14 protein-coding genes are annotated in these 12,970 nt (G+C 66.4%); 7 read left to right on the top strand and 7 right to left on the bottom strand.

Going from position 1 to position 12,970, the window contains the following annotated elements:
* Positions 1 to 230: 230 nt before the first annotated feature.
* Positions 231 to 500, top strand: coding sequence for a response regulator transcription factor (locus SAMIE_RS17135; protein WP_066702077.1), 270 nt, complete (start codon positions 231 to 233; stop codon positions 498 to 500).
* 20 nt (positions 501 to 520) lie between these two features.
* On the opposite strand, the gene SAMIE_RS17130 is transcribed toward SAMIE_RS17135, so the two are convergent.
* Together SAMIE_RS17130 and SAMIE_RS17125 are read right to left on the bottom strand one after the other, a co-directional pair.
* A complete protein-coding gene (locus SAMIE_RS17130; protein ID WP_066702079.1) occupies positions 521 to 3,043 on the bottom strand; it encodes an ABC transporter permease in 2,523 nt (840 codons plus the stop codon).
* Positions 3,040 to 3,741 (bottom strand): ABC transporter ATP-binding protein, encoded by a 702-nt coding sequence (locus tag SAMIE_RS17125; protein ID WP_066702081.1) that lies wholly within the window; start codon positions 3,739 to 3,741, stop codon positions 3,040 to 3,042. Before SAMIE_RS17125 ends, SAMIE_RS17130 begins: the two co-directional genes overlap by 4 nt.
* On the opposite strand from SAMIE_RS17125, the gene SAMIE_RS17120 reads away from it, so the two are divergent.
* A complete protein-coding gene (locus SAMIE_RS17120) occupies positions 3,740 to 4,462 on the top strand; it encodes an arylesterase (protein ID WP_066702084.1) in 723 nt (240 codons plus the stop codon). The two genes, SAMIE_RS17125 and SAMIE_RS17120, sit on opposite strands and share 2 nt — an antisense overlap.
* A gap of 7 nt (positions 4,463 to 4,469) precedes the next feature.
* Here SAMIE_RS17120 and SAMIE_RS17115 read toward each other — a convergent pair whose 3' ends face one another.
* The 5 genes from SAMIE_RS17115 to SAMIE_RS17095 form a co-directional block, all read right to left on the bottom strand.
* Positions 4,470 to 5,342 (bottom strand): amidohydrolase family protein, encoded by an 873-nt coding sequence (locus SAMIE_RS17115; protein WP_066702086.1) that lies wholly within the window; start codon positions 5,340 to 5,342, stop codon positions 4,470 to 4,472.
* Positions 5,339 to 6,403, bottom strand: a complete 1,065-nt coding sequence (locus SAMIE_RS17110; RefSeq protein ID WP_066702088.1) for a 4-oxalomesaconate tautomerase — start codon at positions 6,401 to 6,403, stop codon at positions 5,339 to 5,341. The genes SAMIE_RS17115 and SAMIE_RS17110 overlap by 4 nt, the downstream gene beginning before the upstream one ends.
* On the bottom strand, positions 6,396 to 7,070 hold the full coding sequence (gene ligK / locus SAMIE_RS17105; protein WP_066702090.1) for a 4-carboxy-4-hydroxy-2-oxoadipate aldolase/oxaloacetate decarboxylase: 675 nt from the start codon (positions 7,068 to 7,070) through the stop codon (positions 6,396 to 6,398). Before ligK ends, SAMIE_RS17110 begins: the two co-directional genes overlap by 8 nt.
* A 97-nt stretch (positions 7,071 to 7,167) precedes the next feature.
* A complete protein-coding gene (locus tag SAMIE_RS17100) occupies positions 7,168 to 7,941 on the bottom strand; it encodes an IclR family transcriptional regulator (RefSeq protein ID WP_066702098.1) in 774 nt (257 codons plus the stop codon).
* 16 nt (positions 7,942 to 7,957) lie between these two features.
* On the bottom strand, positions 7,958 to 8,347 hold the full coding sequence (locus SAMIE_RS17095; protein ID WP_083952575.1) for a nuclear transport factor 2 family protein: 390 nt from the start codon (positions 8,345 to 8,347) through the stop codon (positions 7,958 to 7,960).
* Positions 8,348 to 8,520: 173 nt separating this feature from the next.
* Here SAMIE_RS17095 and SAMIE_RS17090 point away from each other — a divergent pair, with 173 nt between their 5' ends.
* The 5 genes from SAMIE_RS17090 to SAMIE_RS17070 all read left to right on the top strand — a co-directional run bounded on the left by SAMIE_RS17090 (position 8,521) and on the right by SAMIE_RS17070 (position 12,949).
* Positions 8,521 to 9,672 (top strand): LysR substrate-binding domain-containing protein, encoded by a 1,152-nt coding sequence (locus SAMIE_RS17090; RefSeq protein ID WP_066702103.1) that lies wholly within the window; start codon positions 8,521 to 8,523, stop codon positions 9,670 to 9,672.
* Positions 9,673 to 9,736: 64 nt separating this feature from the next.
* On the top strand, positions 9,737 to 10,615 hold the full coding sequence (locus SAMIE_RS17085; RefSeq protein ID WP_066702184.1) for an NAD(P)-dependent oxidoreductase: 879 nt from the start codon (positions 9,737 to 9,739) through the stop codon (positions 10,613 to 10,615).
* Positions 10,612 to 11,637, top strand: a complete 1,026-nt coding sequence (locus tag SAMIE_RS17080; RefSeq protein ID WP_066702110.1) for an amidohydrolase family protein — start codon at positions 10,612 to 10,614, stop codon at positions 11,635 to 11,637. The genes SAMIE_RS17085 and SAMIE_RS17080 overlap by 4 nt, the downstream gene beginning before the upstream one ends.
* Entirely contained in the window at positions 11,634 to 12,056 is a 423-nt protein-coding gene (gene ligA, locus SAMIE_RS17075) for a protocatechuate 4,5-dioxygenase subunit alpha (RefSeq protein WP_066702114.1), read from the top strand. Before SAMIE_RS17080 ends, ligA begins: the two co-directional genes overlap by 4 nt.
* Positions 12,056 to 12,949 (top strand): class III extradiol dioxygenase subunit beta, encoded by an 894-nt coding sequence (locus tag SAMIE_RS17070; RefSeq protein WP_066702187.1) that lies wholly within the window; start codon positions 12,056 to 12,058, stop codon positions 12,947 to 12,949. The genes ligA and SAMIE_RS17070 overlap by 1 nt, the downstream gene beginning before the upstream one ends.
* Positions 12,950 to 12,970: the final 21 nt, after the last annotated feature.

The raw sequence follows: 12,970 nt of genomic DNA, 5'->3' as shown, positions 1-12,970 counted from the left end.
TTCTTCCTCCCCCTTTTGCGTTACAACCCAACCGAATCGTGGTTATGTCCGGTTGACCTGTTAGACAGGTTATAGTTGCATTTTCGCCTCTATCCAGAGTTTTTGGGCCTTGGTGCATTTTTTTGCTTGAACCTGTCTGACTGCATCCCGTATCGTTATCGCTACCGAATCCTGGAGCGGCAAACGCGGCTGGGGATTGGCCAATCAGGGAGAGGACAATGCACGCCGCCATGGATTTGCACGCTATTCTCGATCGCGATGACGGGGTTGCGCCACGCCCTCAACTGACGCCGACGCAGATGAAGGTGCTGCGCTGCGTGCATTCTGGTCTGCTCAACAAGCAGATCGCCTATGAACTCGGAATGGCCGAAGCCACGGTCAAGGTTCACATGACCGCGCTGATGCGCAAGCTCAACGTCCGAAACCGGACGCAGGCGGCGATAGCGGCGCGCAATCTGGGCTGGCTGCGCCCTGCCATGGGCCACGCGCTGGAAGGCTGAAAAGGACGGAACCGGTCCGTTCAGGCCTGCCGCAGGGCGCGGGCAGGCCGGATCGAGAGCAGTGGCAGCGACCCGGCAAGACCGATGCCGAGCGTCATCACAGCACCGCCAGCCAGCGTTGCAAGCACAACGCCCCAGTCGGGCGACCAGCCGAATTCGAATATCTGCACGATGACGAACCATGCCGCCGCGCTGCCCAGAGCCAGCGCCACTGCGGCAAGGATGGCTGCCAGCAATCCATATTCCAGCGCCTGTCCGCCGAGCAGTTGCGCACGGGTCGCGCCCAGCGTCTTGAGGATGACGCTGTCATAGGCACGCGCCTGCCGTGCGGCGGCAATCGCGCCGACCAGCACGGCGATACCCGCAAGGATCGCGACCGAGGCGGCAACGAGGATCGCCCGCGACATCTGCGTCAGGATGGTGCCGACCTGGTCGATGACGTCACCCACGGCGATCACCGACACGCCCGGCAACGCGGCAAGCAACGCGCGGGTAACGGCAGTGTTGCGACGCGCATCCATGGTGATCGTGGCAGCAAGGCTGTGCGGGGCCGCTTCCAGCGTCGACGGCGGGAAGACAAGGACATAATTGAATCCCATCGTATCCCAGTTGACCCGGCGCAGCGAAGCGATGCGCGCTTCGATCTCCCGCCCCAGGATCGAGACGGTGAGCGTGTCGCCCACGCCGATGCCGAGCGTTTCGGCGGCCTTCGCGTCGAACGATACGAGCGGCGGGCCGCGATAGCCCGGCGGCCACCATTGCCCGGCGAGGAGGTCGCTGCCTTCGGGCAGGGTAGCGCTGTAGGTGACGCCGCGCTCGCCGCGCAGGAACCATGCGCCTTCGGGCAGAGCGGGAAGGTCCGCTACACGCTGTCGGCCATAGGCGGTGATGGTGCCGCGCAGAACGGGCACGATGTTGAGCTGTGCCTCCGGCGCTTCGCGCGTGACGATGGATCGGAAGCGGTCCCGCTGGGGAGAGGGAATGTCGAGCACGATCTGCGCGGGCGCCTTTTTGGGCACGACATTGCGGATTTCGGCGTTGAGGCTTGTTTCGATCCCCGCCAGCGTCACGAAGAGCGTCAGCGCCAGACCCAGCGCCACGATCAGCGCAGCGGTCTGCGATCCGGGGCGATGGAGGTTGGCGATGGCGAGGCGCAGGAGCGGACGCCGCGTGGGCGGCAGACGCCGCGCAATCCACCGCACCAGCGCGCCCAGCCCGAACAGCAGAAGAAGGACGGCGGCTACCGCGCCCAGCACGGCGGCTGCGAACAGCGGCTCGGCAGCGGTCGCCAGCGCCAGCGCGAGGAGCGCCGCGATGAGGATCGCCATCGCCAGCATGGAGCGGCGATCAAGCGCCGGCCGGCTTTCGACCGGGCCGCGAAAGAGGGCGGCGGCAGGCTGGACCCGCGCCAGCGCCAGGGGCGGAACGGTGAAGAGGATCGCGATCAGAACACCGTAGGCCGCGCTGGTGACGAGCGGGACCGTGTGGAGGTGGAAGCCGGGCTGCACCGGTAGCGCGTCGCCCGCCAGCGCCACGACCAGAGGCGGAAGCGCAGCCCCCACCAGCAGTCCCGCCGCCACGCCGAGCAAGGCGACCGCGCCCACCTGCATCCGGTAGATGCGCGCAATGTCCGCGGCAGTCGCCCCCAGCACCTTGAGCGTCGCGATGCCGGCGCGTTTCCCGCCGAGATAGGAGGCGACGCCATTGCTGACGCCGATCCCGGCGATCACCAGCGCGGCAAGCCCGATAAGCGAGAGAAACTGGCCCATCCGTTCGATGAACCGACTCGCGCCCGGCGCTGCCGTCATGCGGTCCTTGAAGGTCCACCCCTCGCCCGCCCGCGCTTTCTCCCAATCCTTGCGGACCGTCGCTGCATCGTAGCGCGGATCGAGGCGAATGCGGTATTTGCTGGAATAGAGGCTGCCCGGCTGGACCAGACCGGTTCGCCGCAGCCCGTCGAGCGATACGATGGCAACCGGTCCGAGCGTGAAGCCTTCGCCCAGCCGGTCCGGCTCGTCGGCGATCACCCCGGTGACCCGAAAATCGACGCTGCCATACTGCAGTCGGTCGCCCGGGTTGATCGCGAGGCGCTCCGCGAGCGCCTCGCTGACGAGGATCTGGCTGTCCTCCAGCGGCCGATAGCGCCCCTCCTTCAATGCCATCGCGCCATAGAGCGGATAGGCGGCATCGACGCCCTTGAGTTCGGTCAGGATCGCAGGCGGCGCGGTAGCGCTTCCCTGCCCCACGCGCTGCGCCATGGCGCGCAGGCGGATGGTCTCGCTGAGCGTGCCGAGCTGACGAAAGGCTTCCCGGTCGCGCGGGCCGGCTTCCCGCTGGGTCATGCCGATTTCGATGTCGCCGCCCAGAATGACGCGCCCCCTGTCCGACAGCTCCTGCGTGATGGCGGCGGTCAGGCTGCCGATGGCGGCCAGAGCGGCGACGCCCAGGAACAGGCAGAGGAAGAGGAGGCGCAGGCCACGGAATCCCACATGCAGATCGCGCCGGGCGATGCGCCAGCCTGCGGCCCAGCCCAGCCCCTTCATGCGGCGCGATCCGCGACGATCTGTCCATCGCGCATCTCGATGATGCGGGCGCAGCGGGCGGCGAGCGCCGGATCATGAGTGATGACGATCAGGGTCGCGCCCGTGGCGGATCGCCGGTCGAACAGCAGGTCCATGATCGCCACGCCTGTCGCGGCATCCAGATTGCCGGTGGGTTCGTCGGCGAAGAGGAGGCCGGGGCGCGGCGCCATGGCGCGGGCGATGGCGACGCGCTGCTGCTCGCCGCCCGAAAGCTGCGCGGGATAATGGTCGAGGCGATGGCCGAGGCCGACCGCGCGCAATTCTTCCGCCGCAGCGGCGAACGGATCGGCCTGCCCCGCGAGTTCGAGTGGGACGGCGACATTTTCGAGCGCGGTCATGGTCGGCAGCAGGTGGAAGCTCTGGAGCACGATGCCGATCCGCCCCCGCCGCGCGCGCGCCAGTTCGTCCTCTCCCAGCGCACCGAAATCGACGCCGCCGACCTCGACGCTGCCCCCGCTGGCGCGCTCCAGCCCCGACAGGATCGCCATCAGCGAGCTTTTGCCCGAACCCGATGCACCCAGGATCGCAACGCTCTCGCCCTGCCCGACGGCAAGGTCGACGCCCTTGAGGATCGGCACCGGCGCATCGCGCGTTCCAAGCCGGAGAGTGACATTGCGCGCGCGGATCGCGATAGTGGCCGCGTCGACAGTCGAAATCATGGAAAAGGAGCGCTCCTTGGCGGGCAGGTTTTTGCAATATGGGGCGCTGACGCTGATTGTCCATCTGGCCGCAGCCTGTTCGGACAAAGCGCCGCCCCCTCCCCCGCCCGAACGGACCGTTGAAGCGAACCCGCCAGCCCGTCCGGACGCTCCGGCAGCGGACGCCAAACTGGTCCTCGCTTTCGGCGACAGCCTTTATGCGGGCTATAATCTCGATCAGGGCAAGGGGCTGGCGCCGATCCTCGAGCGCGCGCTGGTCCGGCGCGGCATCAAGGCGCGGGTGGTGAATGCGGGAGTGTCAGGCGATACCAGCGCGGCGGGGCGCGCGCGGCTGGCCTTCACGCTCGACGGACTGCCGCGCAAGCCCGACCTCATGCTGCTGGGTCTGGGCGGCAACGACATGCTGCGCGGCCTCGAACCGAAGGAGACGCGCGCCAATATGGAAGCGATCCTCACCGAGGCGCAAAAGCGCGGCATCTCCGTGGTGATGACCGGCATGATCGCGTCGCCCAATATGGGGCCGGACTATGCCGCTGCGTTCAACCCCATCTATCCCGAGCTTGCGCGCCGATATGGCGCGACGCTCTATCCGTTCATGCTGGATGGCGTGATCGGCAACCGGGCGCTGCTGCTGCCCGACGGCATCCATCCGAATGACGCAGGCGTCGAGAAGATCGTCGCGCGGCTGGAGCCTGTGGTCGAACGGGCGCTGAAACCCTGACCGGCGCTTATTCCTCCGGCCAGTAGAGACGCATCGGGTTGTCGACCAGCAACTTGCGCTGCAGCGCCTCTGTCGGGGCGATGCGCGGGATCATGTCGACCAGATGGCCGTCATCGGGAATGGCGTCCTGCATATTGGGGTGCGGCCAGTCGGTGCCCCAGAGGACGCGATCCTGATACTCCTCCACCAGCGGCACGACCGCTTCGGCAAAGGCGTTCCATGGATCACCCGTGGGGTCGAGCCGGTCGGGGCAGGTCGCCTTGAACCAGATGTCCGGCCGCGACTGGAGAAACGCACAGAAAGCCTTCATGTCGGCGCCGTCCGGTCCCTGCGTCACATCGGGGCGGCCCATATGGTCGATCACGAGCGGCACGGGAATCGCGTCCATGAAGGGGCGCAGTTCCTCCAAAATGTCCGCCTCGAAATAGATGACGACATGCCAGCCTTCGGGCAGCCGCCGCGCGACTTCGAGGAAGCGGTCCTTCGGCGCGTCATCGACGAGGCGCTTGAGGAAATTGAAGCGGATGCCGCGAATGCCGCCATCGTGGAGCGCGGCGAGATCCGTTTCGGAAATGGCGGGATCGACCACGGCGACGCCCCGCGCCCTGCCGTTCGAGCGGGCGATGGCGTTCAAGGTCGCGGCATTGTCCGTCCCGTGGCAGCTCGCCTGCACGATGACGTTGCGGGCAAAGCCGAGATGGTCCCTCAGCGCGAACAGCATGTCGGGACCGGCATCTTCGGGCAGATATTTGGCCTTCGCGCTGAAGGGGAAATCTGCCATCGGGCCGAAGACATGGCAATGGGCGTCGATTGCGCCTGCGGGCGGGGTGTAGCGCGGACGGGACGGCGCATCGTGCCAGCTTATGATCCGGTCGGTCATGCGAAAATCTCTCCGTCCATGAGTTTGCGCGCGGTACGCAGCATCGCCGCACTGGTGACGGCGCCGCTTTCGTCCAGTTCCATGACGCAGGTCGTCTCGCCGGTCGGATGTTCGACCGAAAGCGTCTTGCGGTTGCCGCCGGGAATCGCGGCGACTTCAGCCGCAGGCGATCCCTCGATGAGACAGGCGGTGGCCACGCTGACCGCGCCAAGCACGCCGATGGACGCATGGGCGCGGTGCGGGATGAAGCTGCGCACCGTCACTGCGCCGCCATGGCGGGGCGGGGCGACGAGCATCATCTTGGGGACAGATTTGTCCGTTACGTCGCCCAGGTTCATGCGTTCGCCCACGGCGAGCCGGATCGCCTCGATTCGCGCCTTGAGCGCGCTGTCCTTGTCGAGCGCGTCGCGATCCTCATAGCCGGTGACGCCGACATCCTGCGCCTTCAGGACGACGCAGGGCATGCCGTTGTCGATCAGTGTGACGCGCACGCCCTCCACTTCGTCACAGGCATTGCCCGTCGGCAGAAGCGCGCCGCAGGAGGAGCCGGCGGTATCGCGAAATTCCAGCGGAACGGGCGCGGCGGTGCCGGGCACGCCGTCAATCGCGGCGTCACCATCATAGTCGACCGATCCGCCGGGGGTCCGGACCGTCGCGATGGCGATCTGCCCCGTATTCTCCATGAAGATGGCGACGCGGGTCTCGTCCCCTGTGGTTTCGACCAGTCCGCGCTCGATGGCGAAGGGGCCGACGCCCGCGAGGATGTTCCCGCAATTCTGCGCGTCGGAAACGACCGCCTTGTCGACGAAGACCTGAAGGAAGAGGTAATCGACATCGACCCCTTCGCGTTCGGACCTGCGGACCACCGCCACCTTGCTGGTCAGCGGGTCCGCGCCGCCCATGCCGTCGATCTGGCGGGGGTCGGGCGATCCCATGATGCGCAGGAGAAAAGCGTCGCGCGCGGCGGTGTCGGCGGGCAGATCATGGGCGAGGAAATAGCCGCCCTTCGACGTGCCGCCGCGCATCCACATGACGCGGGCGCTGCGCTGGCTCTCAGACATATTTCAGGCCCATTTCGGCGAGGCGCGGGCGCATATCGTAGATGTCGAGGCCCAGTTCCCCGGCGGCAAGGCGAATGCGCTTGGCTTCCTCGGCCGCTTCGCGCGCCTGCGCCTTTTCCAGCACCGACACTGCATCGGCGCGGGGCACGATGCACACGCCGTCATCGTCGGCGATCACCACATCGCCCGGATGGACGAGCGCGTTGGCGCAGACCACAGGCACATTGACGCTGCCCAGCGTATTCTTGACCGTGCCCTGCGCGTGAATGGCCTTCGACCATACGGGGAAGTTCATCTGCTGGAGGTCGCGCACGTCGCGCACGCCCGCGTCGATCACGAGGCCGCGGCAGCCGCGTGCCTGCGCGGAGGTGGCCAGCAGGTCGCCGAAATAACCGTCCGTGCACGGGCTGGTCGGCGCGAGGAGGAGGATGTCGCCTTCGCGCAGTTGTTCGATGGCGACATGGACCATCCAGTTGTCGCCCGGCGGCGAAGAGATGGTGACGGCGCTCCCCGCAATCCGTGCGCCCGGATAGATGGGACGCATATAGGGGGCGAGCAGGCCGGTGCGGCCTTGCGCTTCATGGACGGTGGCGACCCCGCAGCGGGCGAGACCGTCGATGACGGACAGATCCGCCCGTTCGATATTCTGGACGACGACGCCGGACATGGCTCTTCTGGCTCCTGCTCCAATGACAAAGACGCCATGGACATGATCCCTTGCGCCCCGCCGCTCAAATCCGAACTGCCTGCGGCCCTATAAGCAATTACGAATTGTGAAGCGCGCCCGGACCCTCCGCCGCGGTGAAGCTGTCGACTGCGCGGCTCAGGCGGGCGATGGCGGCGGCTTCCAGATCGGGCGTGGCGCGGGGCAGGGGGATGGCGACGGCGAAAGCGCCCGCTATCTGCCCGTCGACCGCCACCGCCATGCCCAGACCGACAATGCCTGGCGTATATTCCCCGGCGGTGCGGCCCACGCCGCTTGCGCGGATAACCGAGAGTTGCGCGCGCAATGCCGCAGGATCGGTGATGCTCCGGTCAGTGAAAGGCTGGAGTGGGTTCGCGGTGAAATAGGCGTCCAGTTCCTCGTCCGTCATGGCGGCCAGCATCGCCTTGCCCGCCGCGAGGCAGTGCATCGGGCTTCGCGTGCCCACGCCGATCGAGTAGCGCAGCGACTGTTCGGCGGTTTCGGTAACGATAGCCTCCACCTCCCACCCGCGCCGCACGAAGAAGGATGCGGTTTCGTTCAGTTGCGCGCGCAGGGCGCGGACGAGCGGCTGGACCCGGTCCGCCAGCGACAGCGCGGCGCGCGGCTGGGCGAGGCGGGCCAAAGCGGGGCCGGGAAGGTAGCGGCGGCCCTCACGCGTCAGATAATGCCGCTCGACCAGTGTGGCGAGCAGGTAGGACAGGCTGCTGACAGGGATCGACAGTCCCGCCGCGATCTCCTGCGCCACGACGCCGGACGGGCAGGCGACGACATATTCGATGATGTCGATGGTGCGCATCGCCGATTTGACGGTCGATGGCGACTGGCTGGTCATGGCCCCCATTCCCTATTCAGAAAAGCAGGCTGCCCCGCCGCTCCGCGAACCGCCATCCCTCCCCGGTGAGGATGAAACGGTCGTGGAAGGAACCGACCTTAGGCGCGGGATCGCCGGTGAACAACAGCATTGCGCTCTCGCCCACCGCCTCAACGGGGCTGAGCACGTCTATGACGATGTTCGAGCAGACATGGCGCGTCGCGCGCGGCGGCCGGGCGAGGAAAGCGGCGAGGATGGCGTCGCGTCCTTCGATCCATTCGTCGGGCGCGGTGGGCCGGGCCATCCGCCCTTCCGGCGCGTAGAGCATCGCCACCTCATGCCACCGCGCCGCGTCGTTCCGATTGGCGTAGAGCGCAATGAGGCGGGCGCAATCCTGCTCGATGGCGCGGCGCTGGTCCGGGGTCATCGACTGCCTTTTGAGACAGCGATGTAGACAGCTAAACCGATATTGCATGAGGTGAGTCGGGTCATGGCCTGTCCGAATCCGTTCAAGAGTCGTTTCCGCATATATGAAATCATCATAATTACGAAGCGTCCTTTGCCATGGGCCATGCCATAAAAATTTGCTAACTGCGACACATGCAGGCCGACCAGTTCAACATCCGCTATCTCGCCGCGATGGCTGCCATTGTGGAGCATGGCAGCGTCAGCAAGGGCGCGCGCGCCGTCAACCTGACTCAGCCCGCGGTGACGCAGGGCATCGCCAAGCTGGAGCGTCAACTGGGCGTGGCGCTGTTCGACCGTGTGCCCGGCGGCATGGAGCCGACACCCGCGGCCCGGCTGTTCACTCCGCGCGCCGAGGTGGCGCTCCGCCTCATCGGCAGCAACCGCGTGACAGCCGCACAGGTGCGGGCCTTCGTGGCGCTCGCGCGGACGGGCAGCTATGCGGCGGCGGCGAGCCTGCTGGGCCTGTCCGAACCTTCGCTGCACCGGGCGGTCGCCGATCTGGGGCTGGCGCTCGGCATGCGGCTGAGCGAGCGGCGCGGGCGCGGCGTGGTGCTGACGCAGGGCGGCGCGGCCCTGTCGCGGCGCCTGCGGCTGGCGCTGGCGGAACTGCGGCAGGGGCTGGAGGAACTGGCCGCACTGCGCGGGCAGGAAAGCGGGCGGATCGTCGTCGGCGCAATGCCCCTCAGCCGGGCGCGGCTGCTGCCTGCCTCCATCGCCGCATTTCGACGCGCATACCCTCATATCGACATTTCCGTGATGGAAGGGTCGCATGCCGAACTGGTCGGGCCGCTGCGCGATGGCGACGTGGACTTCATGGTCGGCGCGCTGCGGGGCGAGGCCATCGGGCAGGAATTGACCGAGCAGCCCCTGTTCGAGGATCGCCCGACCATCTTCGCCCGGGCGGGCCATCCGCTGTCGCAGGGATGGACGGCGGACGATCTGCGCGCCTGCCCGTGGATATTGCCGCCCGAAGGGACGCCGTTGCGGCGGCTGTGGGAGGAAATGTTCGCGGCGCTCGGCGGCGCCCTGCCGCGCGTGCCCATCGAATGCGGATCGGTCATGACGGTGCGGCAGTTGCTGCTGGAAGGCGACTATCTCACTCTGCTCTCGGTCGACCAGTTGCAGGTCGAACTCGACGGCGGGGTGGTGGCGGACATCGGGCCTGCGCCGGGCGAAATCAGCCGGACCATCGGCATCACGACACGGGTCGACTGGCGGCCCACCCGGTCGCAGCAGCATTTCATGGCGATGGTCGGACAGGCGGCACGCGACCTCGCTTCGTAAAAATTTATGGGGCCGTTCGGGATTCGATTGGCCTGCGCGGCGGCCTTCCCGCATGTCTCCCGCCATGGAGCAGGACATCGGCCTCATCGGATTCGGCGAAGCTGGATCGACTTTCGCGCGGGCCGGAGACTGGCGTCGGCGCGCCTGTGCGTTCGACATTCTTCTGCCCGATGCCGCGATGCGCTCGGCAATGGACGAGGCAGGCGTGGCGCGCGCTGACGCTCTGACGGAGATCGCGCGCGCGCCGCTGATCCTGTCGCTGGTGACAGCCGATCAGGCGCTGATCGTCGCACGGCAAGCCGCGCGGCATCTTCGGCCCGGCACGCTTTATTGCGACGGCAACAGCGTTGCGCCGCAGACCAAGCAGGCCGCCGCGCAGGCCATCGAAGCGGCAGGCGGCCATTATGTCGACGTCGCGATCATGGCCCCCGTCGATCCTGCGCGGCTCACCGTCCCGCTGCTGCTGAGCGGCGCGCGGGCGGAAGCGGCGAAGGCGCGGCTCGGCGCATTGGGATTCGGCAACAGCCGCATCGTAGGAGACGCCGTTGGCCGCGCATCCTCCATCAAGATGATCCGGTCGGTGATGGTCAAGGGCGTGGAGGCGCTGACGGCAGAATGCGTCATCGCTGCGCGGCAGGCCGACGTGCTCGACGAAGTGCTCGCCTCGCTCGACGCCAGCGAGAAGGCGCGGCCGTGGCACGAGCGCGCCGACTATAATCTCGACCGGATGATGGTGCACGGCCTGCGCCGCGCGGCCGAGATGGAGGAAGCGGTGCGCACGCTCGATGGCCTCGGCACCGGCTCGGTCATGACGCGGGGCACGGTCGAGCGGCAGCGGGCGATCGGGGCCATGGGACACAGGACGCCGCCCGCCGGGCTGGCGGCAAAGCTCGCGGACATCGCGGGCGGCATGCGGGAACACGAAGGGGCGGAGCAGCCATGAGCCTGATTATAGATTGCCACGGCCATTATACGGTCCTGCCCAAGGGGCATGATGCGTGGCGCGAAGAGCAGAAGGCGGCATATAAGGCCGGCACCCCCTGCCCGCCCTATCCCGACATCAGCGACGACGAGATCCGCGAGACGATCGAGGCGAACCAGTTGCGCCTCATCAGGGAACGGGGCGCGGACCTCACCATCTTTTCCCCGCGCGCATCGACCATGGCGCCCCATGTCGGAGACGAGGGCGTGGCGAAGCAATGGGCGATGCGCTGCAACGACCTTATCGCACGGGTCGTCGTGATGTTCCCCGAAACTTTCGCTGGCGTGTGCATGCTGCCCCAGTCGCCCAAAGCGGACATGGCGAACAGCATCGCCGAGCTGGAGCGGTGCGTCACCGAGCTGGGCTTCATCGGCTGTAACCTCAATCCCGATCCGGGCGGCGGGCATTTCACCCATCCGCCGCTGACCGACCGTTACTGGTATCCCTTTTACGAGAAAATGGTCGAGCTGGACGTGCCGGCGATGATCCATGTGTCGGGAAGCTGCAATCCTGCGATGCACGCCACCGGCGGCTATTATATCGCGGCGGACACGGTCGCGTTCATGCAACTGCTCGAAGGCGACCTGTTCGGCGATTTTCCCACGCTACGCTTCATCATTCCGCATGGCGGCGGGGCGGTGCCCTATCATTGGGGGCGCTATCGCGGCCTTGCCGACATGCTGAAGAAGCCGAGCCTGGACCGGCATCTCATGAACAACATCTTCTTCGACACCTGCGTCTATCACCAGCCGGGCGTCGACCTGCTGGCGGACGTGATCGATAACAAGAACATATTGTTCGGATCGGAAATGGTCGGCGCGGTGCGGGGGATCGACCCCACCACCGGCCATTATTTCGACGACACCAAACGCTATGTCGACGCGCTGGAGATCAGCGACGCGGAACGGCACGCCATTTTCGAGGGCAACGCTCGCCGCGTCTTTCCGCGCCTCGACGCAAAACTGAAGGAGAGGGGACTGTGATTACCGAAGACCCCAGGCATCAGGACATTCACGAATATCTTGCCGAGTTCGAGGATATTCCCGGCACCCGCGTCTTTACCGCCAAGCGGGCGCGGCAGGGATACCATATCAACCAGTTCGCGATGAGCCTGATGAAGGCGGAGAATCGCGAGCGCTTCAAGGCGGACGAACGCGCCTACCTCGACGAATGGCCGCTCAGCGAAGAGCAGAAGCAGGCGGTGCTGGCGCGCGACTATAACAAATGCCTCGATCTGGGCGGCAATGTCTATTTTCTCTCGAAGCTGTTTTCGACCGACGGCATCCCCTTCGCCGAAGCGGTCAGCACCATGACCGACATGAGCTTTCCCGAATATCGCGAGATGATGATGAAGGGCGGCCGTTCGCCCGAGGGGCTTCGGTCCATCAAGGAGAAACGATGATGGCGCGGATCACCGCAGGCGTGGCGTCAAGCCATGTGCCGCTGCTGGGCGTGGCGAGCGACTTCGGCAAGGACCGGGACGACTATTTCGGCCCGATTTTCGCCGGATATGACTGGACCCGCGAATGGGAGAAGGCGGAAAAGCCCGATGTCGTGATCCTGGTCTATAACGACCATGCTTCGGCCTTCGACATGAAGATCATCCCGACCTTCGCGATTGGGTGCGGCGAGCGCTACAAGTCGGCGGACGAAGGCTGGGGACCGCGCGCGGTTCCGGACGTGGAGGGGCATCCCGACCTTGCCTGGCATATCGCGCAGAGCCTGATCCTAGACGAATTCGACATGACCATCATCAACGAGATGGATGTCGACCATGGCCTGACCGTGCCGCTCAGCATGATGTTCGGCAAGCCCGAGGCATGGCCGTGCAGGGTCGTGCCGCTCGCCGTCAATGTCGTCACCTATCCGCCGCCCTCGGGCAATCGCTGCTGGGCGCTGGGAGAGGCGATCCGCAAGGCGGTGGAGAGCTTCCCCGAGGATCTCAACGTGCAGGTGTGGGGCACCGGCGGCATGAGCCACCAGTTGCAGGGACCGCGCGCGGGCCTCATCAACCGGGAGTGGGACAACCGCTTCCTCGACGGACTGATCGGCGAGAGCGATCATCTGCGCCGCATCCCGCACATCGAATATCTGCGCGAGACGGGCAGCGAGGGCATCGAAATGGTGATGTGGCTCATCATGCGCGGCGCTTTGGGCAGGAAGACGCGGGCGCTGCACCGCCATTATCATGTGCCCTGTTCCAACACCGCCATCGGCCATCTCGTCCTGCGCCCCGACAATGGCGAGGGGCTGGACATGACCGGCAGCGGCGTGACTGCGGTCGCGGCGGAATAGAGCGAAATAAAGGAGCAGATT

The organism is Sphingobium amiense (assembly GCF_003967075.1).
GTDB classification, from domain to species: domain Bacteria; phylum Pseudomonadota; class Alphaproteobacteria; order Sphingomonadales; family Sphingomonadaceae; genus Sphingobium; species Sphingobium amiense.
The sequence above is the reverse complement of the archived record's forward strand: the minus strand, read 5'-3'. Positions and strand labels throughout refer to the sequence as shown.